This window comes from Enterobacter cloacae complex sp. SHL012 (assembly GCF_049237505.1).
Classification (GTDB): Bacteria; Pseudomonadota; Gammaproteobacteria; order Enterobacterales; family Enterobacteriaceae; genus Enterobacter; species Enterobacter kobei.
Map to the genome: position 1 here is coordinate 608440 of NZ_JBMKIZ010000002.1, position 22925 is coordinate 631364.

Here is a 22925-nt window from a genome sequence, read left to right on the forward strand (position 1 = left end):
CCTTAAAGGATAGCCGGACTCAGGCGAATTTCCCGTTTGCCACCTCTTCCGGCGTCACTACGCCCGTATCCAGCACCCAGCCGCTAATCAACGAGGCTGGCGTAACGTCAAACGCTGGGTTATAGACCAGGGCGTTTTCCGGCGCCCACTGCACCGCCCCAAAACTTCCCGCAACGCCCGTCACCTCACTGGCGGCGCGCTGCTCAATCGGGATCGCGTCCCCGTTCGGGCAGTCCGGATCGAGGGTCGTTTGCGGCGCGGCCACGTAGAACGGAATGCCGTGGAATTTCGCCAGCACCGCCAGGGAATAGGTGCCGATCTTGTTCGCCACGTCGCCGTTAGCGGCAATGCGATCGGCCCCTACCCACACGGCGTCGACCTGTCCTTTGGCCATCAGGCTTGCCGCCATGGAGTCGGTAATCAGCCGATACGGCACGCCCAGCTCGCCCAGCTCCCACGCGGTCAACCTGCCCCCCTGCAGCAGCGGACGGGTCTCATCCACCCAGACGTTGCTGACATTTCCTTCCTGATAGGCGCGGGCAATCACGCCCAGCGCCGTGCCCACGCCCGCCGTTGCCAGCCCGCCGGTGTTGCAGTGGGTCAGCAGGCGGCTACCGGGCGTCACCAGCGCGCTGCCCGCGCGGGCGATAGCGTCGCACAACTGCCTGTCTTCAGAAATCAGGCGCAGCGCTTCAGACACCAGCGCCGAAACGAAATCTTCCTGCCAGAGCGCCAGCTTCATACGGTCAAGGTTGTTCATCAGGTTCACCGCCGTCGGGCGGGACGCGCGCAGGGTTTCCAGCGCCACGGCGAGTTCATCACGGCTTTTGCCGCTTTCCGCCAGCAATGCCAGCAGCAGGCTTGCAGAGAGACCAATCAGCGGCGCACCGCGCACGCGCAGAGCATGGATATGCCCGACCAGCGTCTCTACCGTGGAGGCCTCAAGCCAGCGTTTCTCCTGCGGAAGCGCCTGCTGGTCGAGAATAAAGAGCTGATTATCCGCCACCCGCAGGCTGGTCGTCTGTAATGTCTGCATGTCGTTAATTCCCTGTTGCGTTGTTGTAGCACATTGTGTCAGGATGAAATCCAGATGTATAGACGTCTACATGTCTTTATTAGCAAACTCGTGAGGAGCAGGCCATGTCGCAATACCGTACCTTTACCGCTCAGGACGCCGTGGAGTATGCCAGGCAGTTTGGTGGACTCGACGATCCTTCCTCGCTGGTGGAGGCGCAGGAAGTGGGCGACGGCAACCTCAATCTGGTTTTCAAAATTTTCGATGCCCAGGGCACAAGCCGCGTCATCGTCAAACAGGCGCTGCCCTACGTGCGCTGTGTCGGCGAGTCCTGGCCGCTGACGCTGGACCGCGCCCGTCTGGAGGCGCAAACCCTGGTCGAGCATTACCAGCACAGCCCGCAGCACACCGTGAAAATCCACCACTTTGACCCGGAACTGGCGGTGATGGTGATGGAGGATCTCTCCAGCCATCGCATCTGGCGCGGCGAGCTGATTAAAAACAATCACTATCCTCAGGCCGCGCGTCAGCTGGGTGAATACCTCGCATACACGCTGTTCCACACCAGCGATTTCTACCTGCATCCGCACGCGAAAAAAGCGCAGGTAGCGAAATTCATTAATCCGGAGATGTGTGAGATCACCGAAGATCTGTTCTTCAACGATCCGTACCAGATCCACGAACGCAACAACTACCCGGTCGAGCTGGAAAATGACGTCGCCGCCCTGCGCGACGATGCCCAGTTGAAAATTGCCGTGGCCTCCCTGAAGCATCGCTTTTTCTCACACGCTGAAGCGCTGCTGCACGGGGATATTCACAGCGGCTCCATTTTTGTGGCGGACGGCAGCCTGAAGGCCATTGACGCCGAGTTCGGCTACGTTGGCCCGATTGGCTTTGACGTCGGCACGGCCATTGGCAACCTGCTGCTCAACTTCTGCGGCCTGCCGGGGCATCTGGGTATTCGCGATGCCGCCGCCGCCCGCGAGCAGCGCCTGATCGACATTCAGGCGCTGTGGAACACCTTCGCGGAGCGCTTCCAGGCATTAGCAAACGAAAAAACACGAGACGCCGCGCTCAGCGCGCCGGGCTATGCTTCCGCGTTTCTGAAAAAGGTCTGGCATGACGCCATTGGTTTCTGCGGCACCGAACTGATTCGCCGCAGCGTCGGGCTTTCCCACGTCGCGGATATCGACACCATTCAGGATGACGCCATGCGCCACGAATGCCTGCGCCATGCGATTACCCTCGGCAAGGCGTTGATTGTCATTGCCGAGCGCATCGACAGCGCGGAAGAGCTGGTGGCACGCGTGCGGCAGTACAGCTGAGTGCTTCTGGTTTTCTCCCTCTCCCTGTGGGAGAGGGCGGGGTGAGGGCACCAATCCGCACTCACCCCAAATACTCAATCACCGACAACCCACCGTTATAATCCGTGCTGTAGATAATCCCCTGAGCATCCACAAACACGTCGCAGGACTGGATCACCTGCGGGCGATTCGGCCGCGTATCCATCATTCTTTCCGGCGCAGCTGGCACCAGCGCACCGGTCTCCACCGGGCGATACGGGTTGGAAATGTCATACGCGCGTACGCCCGCGTTCTGGTAAGTGGCAAAAATCAGCGTCGAGCTGACAAAACTCCCCGGCCGGTTCTCGTGCAGGTTGTGCGGCCCAAAGTGCGCCCCTTTCGCCACGTAGTCGGTTTCATCCGGCTGCGGGAAAGTCGAGATACTCACCGGGTTCGACGGCTCGCGGATATCAAACAGCCAGATCAGCTTCTCCCCATCCTCCTGGTTATCCAGCACCGCTTCGTCGAGCACCACCAGCAGGGAACGGTCCGGCAGCGGCAGCGCGGTATGCGTCCCGCCACCAAACGGCGGGCTCCAGTTGCGATGGCTAATCAGCTTTGGTTGAGTGCGGTCTTTCACGTCCAGCAGCGTCAGGCCACCGTCGCGCCAGCTCCCATAGGCGGTATCGCCGGCGATAATCGCGTGGTGCAGCGCGTAGCGCTTCCCTTCCGGCCAGCTGGGCTGTTCGCCTTCGGCCTGGTTCATCCCGGGCAGCCACCAGCGCCCCGCCACTTCAGGCTTGCACGGGTCGTCCAGGTCGATGGTCAGAAAGATATAATCGGTAAAGCCGTCAATCAGCGCCGACACGTACGCCCAGCGCCCGCCGACGTACCAGATGCGGTGGATCCCGATGCCGTTCAGCGAAAGAAAGCCGATTTCACGCGGCTTGTCCGGGGTAGAGATATCAAACACCCGCAGCCCGGCGCTCCAGCCTTTGTCCTGCACGTCGCTGACGGTCTCCCCCACCTGACGGGTGTAGTAAACCTTCTCATCGGCAAAGCGGGCATCGGCAAACAGATCCCGGGCGTTGATCACCAGCAACAGATCGTCATGCGCCTGCAAATGCACGTTCCAGGTGCCGGGCGGCGCGGGAACATAACCTGCCGCTTTCGGGTTTTTCGGGTCGCGCACATCGACGATGGAAAAACCCTGCGACACCATATGACCGATATACGCGAAACCGTGATGCACCATCAGCTGCACGCCGTCCGGGCGACCGCCCTGGTCGCTATGGCCAATCAGCCGCATATTGCGGCTGTATTCGGGTTGAGGTAATGCAGACATCGTTGCGTCCTTTCGCCGGATGGCGGCTTCGCCTTATCCGGCCTACAAAACCGTAGGCCCGGTAAGCGAAGCGCCACCGGGCATTATTTTGATCGGGCTTCCAGCGTCGCAAACCACGGCGCGATAAAATCGTCCGTCTGGCCCCAGCCCGGAATGATTTTCCCAAGCGACGCCACGTTCACCCCACCCGGCTGGGCGGTCAGCAGCCCCTGCGGAATGGCAGCGGCTTTAAAGTCATAGGTTGCCGGGGTCGCTTCTCCGGCAATCTTATTGGCGATCAAACGCACGTTGGTTGCGCCAATCAGCTTCGGATCCACCGCCACGCTTACCTTCCACGGGCTACCCGGCTCGCGCATCAGCTGCAGATCCTGGTTAGATATATCGATGCTGTAGAGTTTGATCTCGGTGCGTCCGTTCTCTTTCAGCGCCTTATACGCGCCCTGGCTGAAGGCATCCCAGGTGCCCCAGATAGCGTCGATTTTTCCTTTCGGGTATTTCGCCAGGATAGCGCCCACCTTGTTGGCGGTATCCCCCTGCACGTCAGAGGAGACCGCGCCAATGGATTCCAGCTCTTTGATCTCCGGATACTGTTTTTGCAGTTCCTTGTACGCCGCCTGACGACGCTCCATCGGCGGGAAGCCCGCCACCCACAGCTTGACGATATTGGCCTTGCCGTTGAAATCTTTCGCCAACTGGCCGAAGGAGAGGTTCGTCAGCGAAGCATCATCCTGCTGAGTAACGGTCACGCCCGGGATCTCGCCGTTCACCGCCGTATCAAACACGGCGACTTTAATCCCGGCATCCACCGCCTTCTTCACCAGCGCGGTGGAGTACGGATCGCGCCCCTGAGACAGGATAATCCCGTCGTACTTCTGGCTGATTGCCTGGTTCACGAAGTCCTGGAATTTGGCATCGTCCCCGTTGCTTAAAAAAGTGCTGACCTTAAAGCCGAGTTTCTTCCCTTCCTGAATCGCCCCCGCCACAAACTGCGTGGTGTTGTCGTCGGAGCCGAGGTTGCGGATCACCGCGATGCGGATCGGACCCTCGTGGTTCGCAATGGCAGCCGGCACCGGTGCGGGCGTGGCCGCGAAGCCTGGCAGCGCAGTCAGTAATCCAAGTGCTACCAATGAGCGTGCAATTTTTTTCATTTTTTATCCTGTTGTGTTATCAGCGTTTTTGTATGTAGGTCATCGCCAGCGCCACCGCGAGCACCAGCCCTTTTATAATGTCCATGGCGTAATACGGCACGGAGAGCATCACCAGCCCGTTCGACAGCACGCCGAGAATAACTGCCCCAACCAGCGTCCCCAGCGCGTTCGGCTTGCCGGAACCCGCCAGCGAGAAGCCGATCCACGCCGCGGCCACCGCATCCATCAGATAACCGCCCCCGGCATTCACCTGCGACGAGCCAATGCGCGAGGCCAGCAAAATCCCGCCCAGCCCCGCCAGCAGCGAGGCGATCACGTAAGCTGCCACCTTGTAGCGCGTGGTGCGAATACCGGAGAGGCGCGCGGCTTCCGGGTTGCCGCCGATGGCGTACATGCGTCGGCCATGCGTGGTGAGGGACAATCCCAGCTGCGCGAGAACCGTCACCACCAGCATGATGATGACGATCGTCGGCACCTGCCCCAGCAGGCTGAACGCCGCCGGAATGGTCCCTTCCGCCATATCACCGCTCGGCAGCACCATGTTTTCGGTAATCGACCCGCCATAGCTGTAAGTCATCGCCACGCCCTGGATCACAAACAGGCTGGCGAGGGTCGCGAGCATGTCCGGAATACGCAGGATGACGATCAGAAACGCGTTGAACAGCCCCACCAGCGTGCAGAGCGCAAGGGTAATCAGAATCGACTCGGTAGTGCCGAAGCCGTGCCAGACGAAAAGCGATATCACCAGCGCGTTTGCCAGCGACGCGGTGGATCCCACGGAGAGATCGAACCCGCCGACGGTCAGCGAAATCGATACGCCAATGGCAATCACCGTCACGATGGCGATCGCGCGCAATATGTTGATGATATTGTTCGGATCGAGGAAGTTGTCCGAGGCCAGGCCAAACACCGCCACCAGCGCGACGACGGTCAGCAACATCCCCCACTTGTAGAGAAAATCGAAAATATGCTGACGGCCTGACGCCGCCGCAGTCACTGAAAGGGCCTTACTCACGACGCCGATCCTCCGGTTGAATAATAAAGTAGTGTCTCTTCACGGGCCTCGGCCCCGGCGATTTCCGCCACGATACGTCCGTCCCACAGCACGCAGATGCGGTCGCACAGCCCGACCAGCTCGGCAAATTCACCCGAGGCATAAATCACCCCTTTGCCCTCGCGCGCCAGGCCGTCAATCAGCTGGAACAGATCGGTTTTGGCTTTCACGTCCACGCCCTTCGTCGGCTCATCGAAAATCAGCACGCTGGCATCATTACGCAGCCATTTACCGATGGCGACCTTCTGCTGGTTGCCGCCGGACAAACGGCGCAGCACCTGCCCCGGCCCCCGCGCACGCACGCCGACGCGGGCAATCACCTCTTCTGCCCAGCGCCACGCCTGACGATGACCAAACAGGCTCCAGCGCGAGAAGCTGTTATCGGCGCACACGGCAAGGTTCATGCTCACAGGCTCGTCGATAAAAATGCCCTCCTTGCGCCGCTCCTCCGGCACCAGCGCCAGCCCGCGCAGCACCGAGTCGGCCGGGTCGCGCGGTTTCCAGGACTGATGATTCAACTCGCCTTGTGTCACCCGGCTTTTCATGGCGCCAAACAGCGCCTTGCAAAGTTCGGTTTTGCCCGCGCCCGCCAGACCGGCAATGCCCAGAATTTCGCCTTTGCGCAGGTGAAGGGAGATATCTTTCAGCAGCGCGTCATCGTGCAGGCCCTCTACGCGCAGCAACGTTTCGTCGCTGTGCGGGGGGCGAGCAGGCGGGTAAATATCGCTCAGCACGTGGCCAAGCATCTTCTCAACGATCGCTTCGCCGCTGAGATCGGCCATCGGGCCGGACTCAATCAGCTTGCCGTCACGCAGCACCGTCAGGGTGTCGCAGATGGCTTTCAGCTCGTGAATACGGTGCGAGATAAACACTACGCCGATGCCCTGCTGCTGCAGGCGTCTCACCACCGCAAACAGGCGCTCGCTTTCGTGTGCATCCAGCGGTGCGGTGGGTTCATCCAGAATTAAAAAACGGCAATGATGGGACAGCGCCCGCGCCAGCAAAATCTGCTGTTTTTCAGCAAGCGTGCAGCTGTCGACCGATCGCCGAACATCCATGGACACGTCCAGTTGCGCCAGCGCCTGTCTCGCCTGGTGACGAACCGCACGCCAGCTGAAGCGGTGCCCGGGCTGCGCAAGCTGGTCGAGCATGATGTTCTCGGCAATGCTCAGCCCCGGGATCAGCGCCACGTCCACTTCCTGCTGCACAAGGTGAATGCCCAGCCGCTTGGCGTCCAGCGGCTCGCGGATCGTCACCGACTGGTTGTTAATGCAAATCTCGCCTTCATAGCGATCGTGCGTTCCGCACAGCACCGCCATCAGCGTCGATTTCCCCGCGCCGTTGGCGCCGGTCAGCGCATGCACCGACCCGCCGCTCAGGGTAAAGTCCACCCGTGACAGCGCCTGAAAGCCGGAAAAGGCCAGGCTGATACCACGCATCTCAAGGCGACTGGAAACCATCCGCGTAAATCCTTCATTACTCTTCTGATTTATCGAATTTTTCACAGCGCCGGTTGACTGACAACGACGGAAAAGGCATAAGATAAAGCGAAATATTATTAGCCATCCGGATGTCCAGACATAACATCGGGTTAGCGCGTGCTAAAAAAGGACAACACCATGAGCAATACCGATATCCGCGTCGTGCCCGGCCCGGCGAACTACTTCTCCCACCCAGGCAGCCTTGCGCATCTCAATGATTTCTTCACGCCGGAGCAGCTTTCCCGCGCGGTGTGGATTTACGGCGAGCGCGCCATCGAAGCCGCGCGCCCTTTCCTGCCAGCGAGCTTTGACGCGCCGGGGGCAAAACACCTGCTGTTTAAGGGCCACTGCAGCGAGCGCGACGTCAGCCACCTGGTGAATGAAGCCGGCAGCGACGTCAGCGTGGTGATAGGCATCGGCGGCGGCGCGGTGATGGATACCGTCAAAGCCGTGGCGCGCCGTTCAGGTGTACCGTTCGTGGGCATCCCCACCATCGCCGCGACCTGCGCGGCGTGGACCCCGCTCTCCGTCTGGTACAACGATGAAGGCCAGGCGCTGCAGTTTGAGATTTTCGACGACGCGAACTTCCTGGTGCTGGTGGAGCCGCAGATCGTTCTCAATGCCCCGGCGGAATACCTGCTGGCGGGCATCGGCGACACGCTGGCGAAGTGGTACGAAGCGGTTGTGTTGGCACCTGAGCCGGAAAACCTGCCCCTGACCGTGCGGCTGGGCATCAACAGCGCGCTGGCGATCCGCGACGTGCTGCTGGAACGCAGCGAGGAAGCGCTGGCAGACCAACAGCGTGGCGAGTTATCGCAGGCGTTCCGGGACGTAGTGGATGCGATCGTTGCCGGCGGTGGAATGGTCGGCGGTCTGGGCGAGCGCTACACCCGCGTGGCGGCGGCGCATGCCGTACATAACGGGTTAACCGTGCTGCCGCAGACGGAAAAATACCTGCACGGCACCAAGGTGGCCTACGGCATTCTGGTGCAAAGCGCCCTGCTCGGCCAGGACGACGTGCTGGCGCAGCTGGTGGCGGCCTATCAACGCTTTAACCTGCCGACCCGGCTACGCGAACTGGACGTTGATATTAATAACCGCGACGCGCTGGATAAGGTTATTACCCACACCCTGCGTCCGGTGGAGTCGATTCATTATCTGCCCGTTGAGTTAACCCCTGACGTTCTGCGCGCCGCGTTTGAGAAGGTGGAAACATTCCCCCGTTAAATGCGCCGACCGTCTATACCTAATGATGATTCTCACCACTCTCTCGCAACGAGGTCATCATGCAGATCGATTTAACAGGTAAGAAAGCGCTGGTTACCGGCGCCAGCCGTGGGTTGGGCCGTGCGATAGCCCTGTCGCTGGCCCGCGCCGGTGCCGATGTGGTTATAACGTATGAAAAATCAGCCGATAAAGCCCAGGCGGTCGCCGATGAGATAAAAGCGCTTGGCCGATACGGTGAAGCCGTACAGGCTGACAGCGCCAGCGCGCAGGCGATTCAGGATGCCGTCACCCATGCGGCGCGCGCGCTCGGCGGGCTGGACATTCTGGTCAACAACGCCGGGATCGCGCGCGGTGGCCCGCTGGAGTCCATGACGCTGGCTGACATTGACGCCCTGATCAACGTCAACATCCGCGGCGTGGTGATCGCCATTCAGGAAGCGCTGGTGCACATGTCTGACGGCGGGCGCATCATTAACATCGGCAGCTGCCTGGCAAACCGCGTGGCCATGCCCGGTATTGCCGTTTACTCCATGACCAAGTCGGCCCTCAACTCTCTTACCCGCGGCCTGGCGCGCGATCTCGGCCCGCGCGGCATCACCGTCAACCTGGTGCATCCCGGTCCGACCAACAGCGATATGAACCCGGAGGACGGGGAACAGGCGGAAGCCCAGCGCCAGATGATTGCGGTCGGCCATTACGGTCAGCCGGAAGACATCGCGGCGGCAGTCACTTTCCTTGCCAGCCCAGCCGCCGGGCAGATCTCCGGTACCGGTCTGGACGTGGACGGCGGTTTGAACGCCTGATCGCATATTTCTGCAAGCCTCTGTCACCCGGCAGAGGCGCTTCCGGGCCGCCTCGACGGTTTGCGTTTTGCCGCTTTCTCGCGGTTTTTCGCCGCTCTACAGTACCCCATTAGAAATTCGGATTTTATCTAATAGTCTTATTATTTCCTTATATTTTGTGTGGGCGTACAGTGGAGGTACGGATGAAGATTGTCTGGTCAAAGAATGCAAAGAAAGAGTTTTCCAAAATCGATGGCCGATATCAGCGAAGAATCAAAGTTAAACTTTCTGAGCTAGACGATCGCTCAGCTCCCCGGCCCGATATCAAAAAAATATCGGCGACAGAAAATCATTTCCGGCTACGCGTTGGCGATTACCGCATTCTGATTACACTTCGGGACGATCCCGATAAACATTGTTATGTTTTGGCCGTCAAGCGCAGAACATCAACGACCTACCTTCACGAGGAGAAAGCCCCCTATGGCTGTTCAGCTAATTAAGGACGATGACGGAAAAACGCAGTACGTGGTTATTCCCTATGATGAATACTTTCGTATGTGCTTACAGATGGCAGAAATCGACGACGAAACCGACGATGATCTGGAGGATATTGAAGTCGAACACGATTGTTATGATGACGTAGGTTTACCGGGGGAAGTGTGCGACATCATGCATAACGAGAACGTCAGCCTGCAGGCCGCGTGGCGCATCCATTGCGGGTTATCCCAGCAGGAGGTGGCGCAGAAACTCGGCATCACCCAGTCCGCCGTCTCACAGCTGGAAGCGCTGGACTCCCGCCCGCAAAAACGTACCCGCGAAAAGCTGGCGGCAATTTACGGCTGCAAGCAGGAGCAGATCAGCCTCTATTTACCAAAAGAGGGTTAACAGCACTTCGCCCCGCCCTTGCCGCCGTAGCGGGCGTCCTGGCGGTCGCGGAAAAAGGCTTCGTAGGTCATGGGCGTCTGGTCCGGGTGGTTGACGCGCATATGTTCAACGTAGTTGTCGTAGTCCGGCACACCAATCATCATTTTGGCGGCCTGGCCCAGGTACTTACCTGCTTTGGAGAGGGTGTCGAACATCGTTCTGGTCTCACAGAAAATGTAGGCCGGGTAAGCGCTAGCGCCACCCGGCACACTGGTTAATGCGCCCCTTTCGCCTGGGTGACAATCTCTTCCAGGTTTTCAGGCATTGGCTCATACGGTGTCTCTTTCGCCGTTGGCTTATCCACTTTCAATGCTGCCAGCGCGGTTTTAAGAGAATACAACGCCAGCACCACGACCACCACCATAAAGAAGATGGTCAGCCCGGCATCCAGACGGTTATTAAACACCAGCTGCGACAGCTGAGACTCGGTGTACTGCGCCGGGATCTTGCCGCTGTCGATCATCGCCTGGAACTTATTGGCAATCGCCAGGAAGCCCACTTTGTTATCCGGGCTGAAGGCTTTCTGCCAGCCTGCCGTCAGGGTACAGATCAGCAACCACGCGGTCGGCACCAGCGCCACCCACGCATAGCGCTGGCGCTTCATTTTGAACAGCACCACCGCGCAGAGCATCAGCGCCATGCCTGCCAGCATCTGGTTGGCGATACCGAACAGCGGCCAGAGCGTGTTAATGCCGCCGAGCGGATCCACCACGCCCTGATGCAGGAAGTAGCCCCATGCCAGCACGCACAGTGCCGTCGCCAGCAGGTTAGCCGGGAGCGAATCGGTACGCTTCAGGTTCGGGGAGATCACCCCCAGCAGATCCTGCAGCATAAAGCGCGCCGCACGCGTACCGGCATCCACCGCCGTCAGGATAAACAGCGCCTCGAACAGAATGGCGAAGTGATACCAGAACGACACGTCCATCAGCCCACCCAGCGCACCGTGGAGAATGTAGGCCATACCCACCGCCAGCGTTGGCGCACCACCCGCACGGGAGATAATTGACTGCTCGCCCACCTCATTAGCGATATGTGTCAACGTTTCAGGGGTAATCGCAAAGCCCCAGCCGCTGACCACCTGCGCAGCAGACGCCACGACGTCAACGGTCCCGGCCGGGGCCAGTACCGCCATCGGGCTGTTCATCGCGAAGTAGACGCCCGGGTCGATAATACAGGCGGAAACCAGCGCCATAATGGCGACGAAGGATTCCATCAGCATGCCGCCGTAGCCAATCAGGCAGGCCTGATTTTCATTCGCCAGCATCTTCGGCGTGGTCCCGGAGGCAATCAGCGCGTGGAAACCAGACACCGCACCGCAGGCGATGGTGATAAACAGGAACGGGAACAGGTTGCCCGTCCAGACCGGGCCGGTACCGTCGATGAACTTAGTCAGCGCAGGCATGGTCAGGGTCGGACGCATAATCAGAATGCCGATCGCCAGCCCGACGATGGTACCGATTTTCAGGAACGTAGAGAGGTAGTCACGCGGGGCCAGCAGCAGCCACACCGGCAGTACCGCTGCCACAAAGCCATACCCCACCAGCATCCAGGTCAGCTGTATACCGGTAAAGTCGAAGAACGGTGCCCAGGTCGGGCTTTCCGCCACCCAGCCGCCGGAAATAATGGCGAAGACCAGGAACACCAGGCCAATCACCGACACTTCACCAATGCGGCCCGGGCGCAGGTAGCGAATGTAGATCCCCATAAACAGCGCCAGCGGTATGGTGAACGCGACGGTGTACGTCCCCCACGGACTGTGGGTCAGCGCTTTCACCACAATCATCGCCAGCACCGCGAGAATGATCACCATGATCATAAAGGTCGCCACCAGGGCAATCACCCCGGCGGTTGCGCCCATCTCCTCTTTCACCAGCTCACCCAGTGAACGGCCGTCGCGGCGAGTGGAAACGAACAGCACCATGAAGTCCTGCACCGCGCCCGCCAGCACCACGCCCGCGAGGATCCAGATCATCCCGGGCAGGTAGCCCATCTGCGCCGCCAGCACCGGCCCCACCAGTGGACCCGCCCCGGCAATCGCCGCAAAATGGTGACCGAACAGCACTTTTTTGTCGGTCGGGACGTAGTCCAGACCGTCATTATGACGTACGGCAGGCGTCATACGCGTCGCATCAACGCCCAGGACGGTTTTCGCGATATAGCGGCCATAAAAACGATACGCGATCAGATAAATGCAGACGGAGGCGACAACGATCCAGAGCGCATTGATCTGTTCCCCCCGGTTGAGGGCGATATAGCCCAGGGCAAAAGCTCCCACAACGGAGAGCCCTGCCCATGTAAGGTATTTCCCTGAGTTGTTCATTGTGGTTATCCGTTGTTGTGAAACAGTGAGATGTTACATTTTGTTTCTAGAACAACGGCAAATATTTAACAACTTTGAAACGCAATAATGTGTGGTCAAACCAGAGATTTACACCACAGTGTTAAGCCGATCACTTTCAGCTAAATGACTTATCCCAACACCATCGTACTCAACCTGCAGGTACAGCATCGTCGTCCCTGCTCGTCGAAAACCACAATTTCCCAGCTCTGGTTTGTTCTCCCCAGATGCAGCGGCTGGCACACCCCACGCACCTTTCCCTGCGCCACGGCACGGTGGTGGGTGGCGTTCAGTTCGGTGCCCACGACGCTTTGCCCGTCACGGGTCATCAGAAATCCGGCCATCGACCCCAGCGTTTCCGCCAGCGCGGCAGAGGCGCCGCCGTGCAGCAGGCCAAACGGCTGATGGGTACGCGCATCCACCGGCATCTCGGCCTCGAGCGTGTCGTCGCCGAGGCGGGTATAGACGATGCCCAAATGCGCCACCAGGGTGTTCATGCTGGTCGCGTTCAGCTCGTCGAGGGATAAATGACGTTTCCAGATCATTTACGCCCCCAGCGTGGAGCCGCCGTCCACCACGATATCCTGCAGAGTGATATGGCTGGCGGCATCGGAGGCAAGGAACAGCACGGTACTGGCAATCTCCTGCGGACGGGCGATTTTGCCAAGCGGAATACCAAGCTTGAACTGCTCACCAAAACCGCGAATGCGCTGCTGCTGTGCATCGTCGTTTGTCCACAGGGTCCGCTGCATATCGGTGTCCGTTGACCCCGGCGACACCAGGTTACAGCGTACGCCGCTGCCCGCCAGCTCCAGGCCGACGGTCAGGGCGAGGCTTTTCAGTGCCGCTTTCGAGGCGCCGTAGGCGCTCATCCCGATACGCGGCGTATGTGCCGCGTCAGAGGCGACGGTGACGATCGCCCCGCCCTGCTGACGGCGAAACTGGCCCATCGTCTGCTGGAACAGGTTGAACGCGCCGCCAACGTTAACCGCGAAGGTCTGCTGCCAGTCCTCCTGCGAGAGCTGGTCCGTCGCCCCCATACGCAGAATACCCGCCGCGTTGACCAGCACGTCCAGGCGTTCAAGCGAAGCCAGCACGCGGCCACACACGTCACTCACCTGCGCGGCATTTGCTACGTCCAGCGTTTCAGTCGCGAAGGGGTAGTCGTCCTGCGGGAAGGCCAGATCGAACCCGGTCACCTGTGCGCCCGCGTCAACAAACGCCAGCGCGGTTGCGTAGCCTATCCCCTTCCCCGCGCCCGTCACCCAGACGGTTTTGCCGCTGAAATAGAATCCCGACATCACTTCACCTCGCGGGAGAGCAGCGCCCACCAGGCGTCGAGGGTAGGATTTTTGGCCAGCATCACGAAGTCGATATCGCCATGCACTTTGCGCCAGCGGGCGGCGAGCGCCATCATGCGCACCGAATCCAGACCGTAGTCGATCAGGTTTTCATCATCCATCGGCTCGTCGGACTCGTCGAGCAAAGGCAGAATCAGCGCGCGCAGCGCCGTTTTCGTTGCCGGAATGGACGGCAGCAGCTCGTCGGTCATCACCACGCGGCCTGAACGCCCGGCAACGTAGTTGAGGGACATCAGGTGCTCGTCGCGGGTGAAATCCGCCAGCGCGTCGGCGATAAAGAACGGCTTGATGTCGCGCATAAAGGCATCGGTCGCAGTGGTCATACAGCCGATGTGGGCGTACACGCCGGTAATCAGCAGCTGGTTGCGGCCGGTCTCTTTCAGCATCTGCTCCAGCGGCGAACGATGGAACGCGCTATAGCGCCACTTCACCAGCACGGTGTCCGCTTCGTCCGGCGTCAGTTCGGCCACAATACGCTGCTGGTCCGGCGAGCGGGTCAGGCCCGGCCCCCACATGTCGTTCAGCAGGGCGCGGTCCTCATCGCTCTGCTCTTTTGGCTGCGCGGTGTAGTACACCGGAATATTGTGCGCTTTGCAGTACGCGCGAAGTCTGGCGATATTCGCGACCACCTGTTGCATCATGGCGCTGTTTTCGCCCCAGAAATTCAGGAAATACTCCTGCATGTCGTGGATCAGCAGCGCGGCACGTTCTGGCTCGAACGCCCAGTTCACTTTATTGGCTGGCAGTTCTGCAGCGGTCGGCAGCGCGTAAGCGGTTAATTTTGGAATGGCCATACTCTGTTCCTCAGCCCTGTGCCCGTTCAGCCAGCCACAGGCGCAACTGTTTCTTATCGACTTTGCCGACCGGCGTCAGCGGGAGCGCATCCACGCTCTCCACGCGGTCCGGCAGTTTAAACTCGGCAACGCCCTCCTCGCGAAGGAAGCGGCGCACCTCGACCGCGCGCAGGGGCTTTTTCACCACCAGATACGCGCAGCTCTTTTCGCCCAGCAGGCTGTCCTCCATGCTCACCAGCGCTGCGTGGATCACCGACCCATGGCGCAGCAGCAGGTTTTCGATCTCTTCCGCGGCGATCTTCTCTCCGCCGCGGTTGATCTGATCTTTCTCGCGCCCCTGCACGGTGATGTAACCCTGCTCGTCGATGGCGATCAGATCGCCGGAGCAGTAAAAACCCTCAGCGTCGAAAGCGCTGGCGTTGTGTTCCGGGCTGTTAAAATAGCCGCGGAAGGTGTACGGCCCGCGCGTCATCAGACGCCCGACTTCCCCGCGCGGCAGCGGATTGCCGTGTTCATCTGCCACCCACACTTCGTCGTCCGGACACATCGGGCGGCCCTGGGTATTGATGATGCGTTCCGGCGCGTCGTCGAGCGCGGTGTAGTTCACCAGCCCTTCCGCCATGCCAAACACCTGCTGAAGCTGACAGCCGATTTCCGCCGGAATGCGCGCGGCAAGCGTGGCGGAAAGGCGCGCACCGCCCACCTGCAGGAGCTTGAGAGATTTAAGCTGTGCGTTCCCCGCGCCGTCGGCAATCGCCTGCAGCCACAGGCTGACCGCCGGTGGCACCAGCGAGGTGACGTTGATCTGATGTTGCTCAATTAACGGGAAGCAGAGCGTGGCGCTCGGGTCGCTCGCTAACACCACACAGCCACCCGCCGTGAAAACGCCTAACGATCCCGGCGAACTCATGGCGTAGTTATGTGCTGCGGGTAGCGCGTTCAGATAACGGGTCTTCGCGGTAATGCCGCAAATCTCGTTGCTGCGGCGGATGCTGTAGTCGTAATCGTTGTGCGTGCGCGGGATCAGCTTCGGCGTGCCGGTGCTCCCCCCGGAAAGCTGAAAGAAGGCCACTTCATCGGCGGGCGTCGGGTTCGGGATGACGTTGTCCGCCGGGCGGGCAATCGCCGCGTCCAGGGCGTGTTCGCCCTTATCGCCGCGCAGGAGCACGACGCGTACCGACCGATGCGTATCCACGAAGGTGTTGAGGAAATCATCGTCCGCAAACAGCGCGTGATCGCGATCGGCAATCAGCACGGCGGGTTTGATCTGCATAGCGTAGGCGTTCAGTTCGCTGCGCTGATGGCTAAAGAGCGCGTTGACCGGCGCGACGCCGATTTGCAGCAGCGCAAAGAAGGTCATGTAGAACTCGGCCACGTTGCCGAGCTGTACCAGTGCGGTCTCGCCACGGTGCAGCCCCTGCGCCTGAAGTGCGGACGCGAGGTTGTTCACCGCCTGATTAAAGTTACGATAGGTGATACGCCGATCGCCGTCGATAATCGCCGCGGCATCGCTGTCCGCATGGTCCGTCAGGATGTGGGTCAGCGGCAGATCCTGCCAGTAGCCTTTTTCTCGGTAGCGACGGGCAAAATCCTCCGGCCAGCGGGTAAAGGGAATGGTCATCAGTCTTCCTTAGTGCAAACCAAACACGTTGAGCATGGTGGAAAGCTTCACACCGGTTTCACGCCATTCGCCCACCGGAGAGGAGGCAGGCACAATGCCCGCGCCGGCAAACAGGCGAACGGTATTGTTATGCAGCCGCGCGCAGCGGATGGTCACCACCCACTCGCCGTTCCCTTCGCTGTCGCACCAGCCGACGATGCCGCCGAACAGCTCGCGATCAAACGGTTCCAGCTCGGCAATCAGCGCTTTCGCCGCCTGATGCGGGAAGCCGCTCAGGGCAGGCGTCGGGTGCAGCAGGCAGGCCAGCGTCAGGGCGTTCTCGTTTTCACGCGCCTCGCCCTCCACCGGCGTTGCCAGGTGCCACAGCGTTGGCGTGGTAATGAGCTGCGGAGAAGACGGCATGCTCAGGTGATGGCTGCGCGGTTCCAGAATCGCTTTCATCGCCTGGGTGACCAGGTCGTGCTCGTGGCGATCTTTTTCGGACGCCAGCAGCTTATTACCCGCCTCGCGATCCAATACGTCGTCCGGCTGACGACGCGCGGAGCCTGCCAGCGGCAGCGAGCTAAAGTGCGCGCCCTCTTTACGCAGCAGCAGTTCCGGGCTGGCGCCGAGCAGCACGCCCCCGTCCTCCAGCGGTACGTGGAAGTTAAAACTGGCCGGATTCTGGGCGATAAGGCGCTCTATCAGGGCGCCGCTGTCCAGCTTTTTGTCAGCCGCGATATCAATCAGGCGCGACAACACCACCTTGTTCACCTGCGGGGTGGCGGTGAGCGACGCTGCACGCGCGACCATCTCTTCAAACACGGACTGCGCAGGGATCTCGGTGCGTTGTTGCACCTTCAGCGCCTGTGAACCGGAGAAATAACGTGCGGATTGCTGACGCGCAGGACGGGAAAAGGTCTGCCAGCGTTGCGGAATAAACAGCGACGACGGCTTGCGGGTATCAAAGGGAATGGCACCCACCATCACCGGATGGGCAATGCCGCTGGCTTTCGCATTCCGGAAAGCCTGGGCTAATTTTTGCTGGAAGTGACCTGCCGGATCGTCGCCGCCGACGGCGGGTTCACTGAAGCGGGCAAAACAGCCGGAGGTGGTAAAACTGCGGTAAGGCGACATAAAGAAAAAGCTGTCTGATAGCAGCGTGGTCGCGGTGTGCTGAACTTCCTCAGCCAGGGACGTGTCCATATCATCCTCCACAAACGATAAAAGAAGCAATAATGATTATCATTTATATTTTCGTCGGCTAACCTAATCCCACAGCGCCCCGCTGTCAACCGTCGGACAAATAACTTATGCGACAAACGCTTGCATCCCTTCCCGGCAACCATGAAAATGAGAAGCATTATCTTCAACAAAAACAGGATGCCGAGCTGTGAATCTTCCCGCCCTTTTCCGTAATGCCCTTTTTTTAACAGGCGTATTTGTTTTAGGCGTTACCTCATCGATTGCCGCCGACTGGCCGCGTCAGGTCACCGACAGCCGTGGCGTTCATACCCTTGAGCACAAACCGACGCGCATTGTCTCCACCAGCGTGACCCTGACCGGCTCCCTGCTGGCAATTGATGCGCCGGTTATCGCCAGCGGTGCGACCACGCCGAATAACCGCGTCGCGGATGCGCAGGGTTTCCTGCGCCAGTGGGGAGACATTGCGAAACAGCGTAAGGTTGCGCGGCTGTATATTGGTGAACCCAGCGCAGAGGCGGTGGCCGCCCAAATGCCGGATCTGATTTTGATCAGCGCCACCGGCGGGGATTCGGCGCTGGCGCTGTACGATCAGCTCTCGGCCATCGCACCCACGCTTATCATCAACTACGACGACAAAAGCTGGCAGGAACTGCTGACGCAGCTGGGCACGATGACCGGACACGAAAAGCAGGCCGCCGAGCGCATTGCCGCATTTGATGAACAGCTCGCCCAGGTGAAGCAGCAGATGACGCTGCCGCCGCAGCCAGTGAACGCCATCGTCTATACCGCTGCCGCACACACGGCGAACCTGTGGACCACGGAATCGGCCCAGGGCAAGCTTCTGCACCAGCTGGGCTTTACGCTGGCGGACCTGCCTGCCGGGTTGCATACCTCGAAAAGCCAGGGGAAACGCCACGACATTATTCAGTTGGGCGGGGAAAACCTGGGGACGGGGCTAAACGGCGAAGGGCTGTTTGTCTTTGCCGGCGACCAGAAAGACGTGGATGCGATCTACGCCAACCCGCTGCTGGCGCATCTGCCAGCTGTGCAGAACAAGCGCGTCTGGGCGCTGGGAACGGAGACGTTCCGCCTGGATTATTACAGCGCGATGTTGGTGTTACAGCGTTTAGAGGCAATTTTCAGGTAATAACTGCGCCCGGTGGCGCTTCGCTTACCGGGCCTACGGGTGCAAAATGTAGGCCGGGTAAGGCGCAGCCGCCACCCGGCAAATCACACCGGAGCACTCTCCTGCCTGAACCGACGCAACTCCACCAAAACCGCCAATAAAATCACGCCAACAACGGCTAACACTAACCCGCTGCTGCTCGCCGAGGCCACCGGGCTCATGACGGCTCCCAGTCCGCCAAGGATCGCCGCACCGATCGCATCCCCCGTCACGTTCTGCGCGGTCCACAAACCGTTAATGCGCCCGAGCATCCCCTCCGGCGTCTGGGTCTGGATCAGGGTGTACTGTAAAAGCGAGCTGATGGCGCTCAGCCAGCCAAAAATCGTCAGACACATCACCCCGAGCGCCCACACCGGCATCAGGCTGAAGAAGCCAATGGCAACAAACGAGGCCAGCGTGGCAAGCAGCATAATCAGCCCCGGACGCGCGCTCTGCGCCAGATGACCGCTGGTCAACGCGCCGCACGCCGCGCCGAGCGGAATGGCCGCGTAGAGAATACCGATTTCCGAGGCGCTCATCTGCCACTCGCCCGCCAGCGCCGGGTACAACACGCGCACCGCGCTTGCCATGGTCAGCAGGCCACCGAGCAGCGCAATGCCGCCAATCAGCGGGTTGCTGAACAGAAAACGAATGGCCGCCATCAGGGACTTCAGCGGATGCTCACGCGGCTGCGGCGGAGGTGGCAGCAACGGCAGGCGCAGCAGCGTCAACGTGGTAATGAAGGTTCCCGCCGCTGCCAGCCCGTAGTTCCACGCCACGTTGCCGGTGGCCAGTAGCAGGCCACCCACCATCGGCGAAATCACCGAGCCGAGGCGCACGGTGAGCATGGTGATCGCCCCCGCCTGCATCAGATTCTCACGCCCCACCAGCGCAGGCGTCGCCGCCAGCAGCGCCGTCACGCCTAGCGAGGCAAAAAAACCGTCCCACAGCCCCAGGGCGTAAATTGCCATCAGCGACGGCTCCGGCAGCAAAGCGTTAATACACAGCCCGATAAAGCCCACGCCACAGGTGCCGCGCGCCAGCAGGATCAGTTTTTTACGCTCGTAGCGGTCCGCCAGCACGCCGCCGACCATCAGGCCGATAAACATTGCGCTGCCGGTTAACGTAACCGATAACCCCACCAGCCAGCTGGAGTGCGTCATGGCCTGGATCTGGACCGGCACCGCCACGCCGAGCAGCCCGAGGGACAAAATGGAGATAAAGCGCGCAATAAAAACGGCGCGATACGCCGGGTGCGTTTTGAGCAGGCTGAGGTTGAGCAGCCAGGATTTTTGATTCATGACAAAGCCTTGAGTCTATTTCTACCCATTCCATGGGCGCACATGCTAACATAGCCAAATAAGATAGATAACGATAATCACTATCATTATCAAATCATGGATGTTGCTATGTCGTTTTCCTCTTCTGCGGTGCGCGCCATTGCCGTGCCCGTATTATTGCTGCTGTTGATCCTTGCGATTGCACTCAGTCTGCTGGTCGGCGCGAAGTCCCTGCCCGCATCCGTTATTGTCGATGCGTTCTCCGGAAGCTGCCAGAGCGCCGACTGCGTTATCGTGCTAGACGCTCGTCTGCCCCGAACTCTCGCCGGACTGCTGGCCGGTGGTGCCCTCGGTCTTGCCGGGGCCCTGATGCAAACCCTCACCCGTAACCCGCTGGCGGACCCCGGCATTCTCGGCGTGAACTCTGGCGCCAGCTTTGCCATCGTGCTCGGCGCGGCGCTGTTCGGATTGACGTCACCTTCTGAGCAACTGGTGATGGCCTTTTGCGGCGCGCTGGCCGCCTCGCTGGTGGTCGCGTTTACCGGCAGTCAGGGCGGCGGACAGCTAAGCCCGGTACGCCTGACGCTGGCTGGCGTAGCGCTCGCAGCGGTGCTGGAAGGCGTATCCAACGGCATAGCCCTGCTCAACCCGGACGTCTACGACCAGTTGCGCTTCTGGCAGGCCGGCTCGCTGGATATCCGTACTCTCGACACGCTGAAAGTGGTGGCGCTCCCGGTCATTATCGCCGCCGCCGTGGCGCTGTTGTTAAGCCGGGCGCTCAACAGCCTCAGTCTTGGCAGCGACACCGCGACCGCACTCGGCAACCGCGTGGCGCGCACGCAGCTGGTTGGCCTGCTCGCCATCACCGTCCTGTGCGGCTGCGCGACCGCCGTGGTCGGCCCGATTGCCTTTATCGGCCTGATGATGCCGCACATGGCGCGCTGGCTGGTGGGGGCCGATCACCGCTGGTCATTGCCGGTCACCTTGCTTGCCACCCCGGCCCTGCTATTGTTTGCCGATGTGCTCGGCCGTCTACTGGTGCCAGGCGAACTGCGCGTTTCGGTGGTCAGCGCCTTTATCGGCGCGCCGGTGCTGATCGTCCTGGTCCGACGCAGACGCGGAGGTGGCGCATGAGGGTTCTGACCCGTCGTTTAATAACCAGCGTATCTCTGCTGGTTATCGCCACGGTTATGCTGGCGGTCTGGAGCCTGCAAAGCGGTGCGGTCACGCTCGATTTCGTGCAGGTCTTCCACGCCCTCACGGGCAGCGCCCCGCGCAATATCACCCTGGTGGTCACCGAATGGCGACTGCCGCGGGTGGCGATGGCGATTCTGGTGGGCGCAGCGCTCGGGGTCAGCGGCGCGATTTTCCAGTCGCTGATGCGCAACCCGCTCGGCAGCCCGGACGTAATGGGCCTGAATACCGGAGCCTGGAGTGGCGTACTGGTGGCGATGGTGCTGTTCGGCCAGCACCTGACAGCCATCACCTTTACGGCGATGGCGGGCGGTATTCTGACGTCGCTGGTTATCTGGCTCCTTGCCTGGCGCAACGGCATCGATACCTTCCGCCTGATCATCATCGGTATTGGCGTGCGCGCTATGTTGATGGCCTTTAACACCTGGCTGTTACTGCAGGCCTCGCTGGACACCGCGATCTCCGCCGGGCTGTGGTATGCCGGTTCACTCAACGGCCTGACGTGGGGCAAAACCTGGCCCGCCGCACCGTTGATTTTGCTGATGTTTATCGGCGCGCTGCTGCTGGTGCGCCGCATGCGGCTGCTGGAGATGGGCGACGACAGCGCCTGCGCGCTGGGCGTGAGCGTTGAGCGCTCGCGCCTGATGCTGATGCTGGTGGCCGTATTACTGACCGCCGCCTCCACCGCCATCGCCGGGCCGATATCCTTTATTGCGCTTGTCGCCTCGCACATCGCCCGGCGTCTTAGCGGCACCGCGCGCTGGGGATTAACCCAGGCGGCGCTGTGCGGATCGCTGTTACTGCTGGCCGCCGATCTCTGCGCCCAGCGGCTGTTTATGCCCTATCAACTGCCGGTGGGCGTGATAACCGTCAGCCTCGGCGGGATTTACCTCATCGTCTTGCTCGTTCAGGAGTCACGCAAGAAATGACAGACACAACAACCCGCTTGCGCGGCGAAAACCTTACCCTTGGCTACGGCAAAAAAATCATTGCCCGTGATTTAACCGTCGCTATTCCGGACGGCCACTTCACGGCGATTATCGGCCCGAACGGCTGCGGCAAATCAACCTTGCTGCGCACGCTGAGCCGCCTGATGACCCCGGTTGAGGGCAGCGTGTTTCTGGACGGAGAGCAGATCCAGCGCTTCGCCAGCAAAGAGGTGGCCAGGCGCATCGGGCTGCTGGCGCAAAACGCCACCACGCCGGGGGACATCACGGTGCAGGAACTGGTCTCGCGCGGGCGCTATCCGCACCAGCCGCTGTTTACCCGCTGGCGTAAAGAGGACGATGAAGCGGTAAACCGCGCGATGCAGGCGACGGGGATTACCGCTCTCGCCCAACAAAGCGTCGACACCCTTTCCGGGGGCCAGCGCCAGCGCGCCTGGATTGCGATGGTGTTAGCGCAGGAAACCTCCATCATGCTGCTGGACGAGCCAACAACGTGGCTGGATATCAGCCATCAAATTGACCTGCTGGAGCTGCTGAGCGAGCTGAACCGCACCCAAGGATATACGCTGGCGGCGGTGCTCCATGATTTGAACCAGGCGTGCCGCTACGCGACGCATCTGATTGCCTTGCGCGACGGTGAAATTGTGGCGCAGGGCGCGCCGAAGGAGATTGTGACGCCGGATCTGATCGCGCAGATCTACGGTATGCGCTGCATGATTATTGACGATCCGGTGGCGGGGACGCCGCTGGTGGTGCCGCTTGGAAAACGTGCGGTTTGATG

The 22925-nt window shown here is 60.6% G+C and carries 22 protein-coding genes; 9 read left to right on the forward strand and 13 right to left on the reverse strand.

The annotated features are described in order from the left end of the window. Window positions 1-19: 19 nt before the first annotated feature. A complete protein-coding gene (gene mtnA, locus ACOTY9_RS10580; RefSeq protein ID WP_023336906.1) occupies window positions 20-1036 on the reverse strand; it encodes an S-methyl-5-thioribose-1-phosphate isomerase in 1017 nt (338 codons plus the stop codon). Window positions 1037-1140: 104 nt separating this feature from the next. Here mtnA and mtnK point away from each other — a divergent pair, with 104 nt between their 5' ends. Next, window positions 1141-2340: an S-methyl-5-thioribose kinase gene (gene mtnK, locus ACOTY9_RS10585; protein ID WP_032637211.1), complete on the forward strand. Its 1200-nt coding sequence runs from the start codon at window positions 1141-1143 to the stop codon at window positions 2338-2340. 61 nt (window positions 2341-2401) lie between these two features. Here mtnK and ACOTY9_RS10590 read toward each other — a convergent pair whose 3' ends face one another. From ACOTY9_RS10590 to ACOTY9_RS10605, 4 genes are all read right to left on the reverse strand, one after another. Next, complete coding sequence (locus ACOTY9_RS10590; protein WP_348565694.1) at window positions 2402-3643, reverse strand: LVIVD repeat-containing protein; 1242 nt, start codon at window positions 3641-3643, stop codon at window positions 2402-2404. An 83-nt stretch (window positions 3644-3726) separates the two neighbouring features. Beyond that, a complete protein-coding gene (locus ACOTY9_RS10595; protein WP_193971105.1) occupies window positions 3727-4791 on the reverse strand; it encodes a sugar ABC transporter substrate-binding protein in 1065 nt (354 codons plus the stop codon). Between the two features lie 19 nt (window positions 4792-4810). Next, complete coding sequence (locus tag ACOTY9_RS10600) at window positions 4811-5806, reverse strand: ABC transporter permease (RefSeq protein ID WP_023332366.1); 996 nt, start codon at window positions 5804-5806, stop codon at window positions 4811-4813. Continuing rightward, a complete protein-coding gene (locus ACOTY9_RS10605; RefSeq protein ID WP_348565695.1) occupies window positions 5803-7305 on the reverse strand; it encodes a sugar ABC transporter ATP-binding protein in 1503 nt (500 codons plus the stop codon). The genes ACOTY9_RS10600 and ACOTY9_RS10605 overlap by 4 nt, the downstream gene beginning before the upstream one ends. A 159-nt stretch (window positions 7306-7464) precedes the next feature. Here ACOTY9_RS10605 and ACOTY9_RS10610 point away from each other — a divergent pair, with 159 nt between their 5' ends. From ACOTY9_RS10610 to ACOTY9_RS10625, 4 genes are all read left to right on the forward strand, one after another. Continuing rightward, the gene (locus ACOTY9_RS10610) at window positions 7465-8553 is read left to right on the forward strand and encodes an oxidoreductase (RefSeq protein WP_023336901.1); all 1089 of its coding nucleotides are present in this window, start codon (window positions 7465-7467) and stop codon (window positions 8551-8553) included. Between the two features lie 59 nt (window positions 8554-8612). Continuing rightward, the gene (locus ACOTY9_RS10615) at window positions 8613-9356 is read left to right on the forward strand and encodes an SDR family NAD(P)-dependent oxidoreductase (protein ID WP_014882958.1); all 744 of its coding nucleotides are present in this window, start codon (window positions 8613-8615) and stop codon (window positions 9354-9356) included. 182 nt (window positions 9357-9538) lie between these two features. After that, window positions 9539-9835 (forward strand): type II toxin-antitoxin system RelE family toxin, encoded by a 297-nt coding sequence (locus ACOTY9_RS10620; protein WP_048339223.1) that lies wholly within the window; start codon window positions 9539-9541, stop codon window positions 9833-9835. Beyond that, complete coding sequence (locus ACOTY9_RS10625) at window positions 9816-10220, forward strand: helix-turn-helix domain-containing protein (protein ID WP_014882956.1); 405 nt, start codon at window positions 9816-9818, stop codon at window positions 10218-10220. The genes ACOTY9_RS10620 and ACOTY9_RS10625 overlap by 20 nt, the downstream gene beginning before the upstream one ends. Here the strand turns inward: ACOTY9_RS10625 and ACOTY9_RS10630 are convergent. From ACOTY9_RS10630 to entC, 7 genes are all read right to left on the reverse strand, one after another. Next, window positions 10217-10414, reverse strand: coding sequence for a YbdD/YjiX family protein (locus tag ACOTY9_RS10630; protein ID WP_014169079.1), 198 nt, complete (start codon window positions 10412-10414; stop codon window positions 10217-10219). The two genes, ACOTY9_RS10625 and ACOTY9_RS10630, sit on opposite strands and share 4 nt — an antisense overlap. 59 nt (window positions 10415-10473) lie before the next feature. Further along, window positions 10474-12579: a pyruvate/proton symporter CstA gene (gene cstA, locus ACOTY9_RS10635; protein ID WP_023332362.1), complete on the reverse strand. Its 2106-nt coding sequence runs from the start codon at window positions 12577-12579 to the stop codon at window positions 10474-10476. A 149-nt stretch (window positions 12580-12728) separates the two neighbouring features. After that, window positions 12729-13142: a proofreading thioesterase EntH gene (gene entH, locus ACOTY9_RS10640; RefSeq protein ID WP_045268266.1), complete on the reverse strand. Its 414-nt coding sequence runs from the start codon at window positions 13140-13142 to the stop codon at window positions 12729-12731. Beyond that, window positions 13143-13898 carry a 2,3-dihydro-2,3-dihydroxybenzoate dehydrogenase EntA gene (gene entA / locus ACOTY9_RS10645; RefSeq protein WP_348565696.1) on the reverse strand — a complete coding sequence of 252 codons (756 nt, stop codon included), beginning with the start codon at window positions 13896-13898 and terminating at the stop codon, window positions 13143-13145. After that, a complete protein-coding gene (locus tag ACOTY9_RS10650; protein ID WP_045268268.1) occupies window positions 13898-14752 on the reverse strand; it encodes an isochorismatase in 855 nt (284 codons plus the stop codon). The genes entA and ACOTY9_RS10650 overlap by 1 nt, the downstream gene beginning before the upstream one ends. Before the next feature lie 10 nt (window positions 14753-14762). Continuing rightward, entirely contained in the window at window positions 14763-16373 is a 1611-nt protein-coding gene (gene entE, locus ACOTY9_RS10655; protein ID WP_348565697.1) for a (2,3-dihydroxybenzoyl)adenylate synthase EntE, read from the reverse strand. A 9-nt stretch (window positions 16374-16382) separates the two neighbouring features. Next, complete coding sequence (entC, locus tag ACOTY9_RS10660) at window positions 16383-17558, reverse strand: isochorismate synthase EntC (RefSeq protein WP_348565698.1); 1176 nt, start codon at window positions 17556-17558, stop codon at window positions 16383-16385. A gap of 187 nt (window positions 17559-17745) precedes the next feature. On the opposite strand from entC, the gene fepB reads away from it, so the two are divergent. Next, on the forward strand, window positions 17746-18705 hold the full coding sequence (gene fepB / locus ACOTY9_RS10665; RefSeq protein WP_421637340.1) for a Fe2+-enterobactin ABC transporter substrate-binding protein: 960 nt from the start codon (window positions 17746-17748) through the stop codon (window positions 18703-18705). 83 nt (window positions 18706-18788) lie between these two features. Here fepB and entS read toward each other — a convergent pair whose 3' ends face one another. Next, window positions 18789-20024, reverse strand: a complete 1236-nt coding sequence (gene entS, locus ACOTY9_RS10670; RefSeq protein WP_014882948.1) for an enterobactin transporter EntS — start codon at window positions 20022-20024, stop codon at window positions 18789-18791. A 108-nt stretch (window positions 20025-20132) separates the two neighbouring features. On the opposite strand from entS, the gene fepD reads away from it, so the two are divergent. The 3 genes from fepD to fepC are packed head-to-tail and all read left to right on the forward strand — an operon-like array spanning window position 20133 to window position 22923. After that, window positions 20133-21137: a Fe(3+)-siderophore ABC transporter permease gene (fepD, locus tag ACOTY9_RS10675; RefSeq protein WP_348565700.1), complete on the forward strand. Its 1005-nt coding sequence runs from the start codon at window positions 20133-20135 to the stop codon at window positions 21135-21137. Further along, window positions 21134-22126, forward strand: a complete 993-nt coding sequence (gene fepG, locus ACOTY9_RS10680) for an iron-enterobactin ABC transporter permease (protein ID WP_348565702.1) — start codon at window positions 21134-21136, stop codon at window positions 22124-22126. Before fepD ends, fepG begins: the two co-directional genes overlap by 4 nt. Continuing rightward, window positions 22123-22923, forward strand: coding sequence for an iron-enterobactin ABC transporter ATP-binding protein (gene fepC, locus ACOTY9_RS10685; RefSeq protein WP_045268273.1), 801 nt, complete (start codon window positions 22123-22125; stop codon window positions 22921-22923). The genes fepG and fepC overlap by 4 nt, the downstream gene beginning before the upstream one ends. Window positions 22924-22925 lie beyond the last annotated feature (2 nt).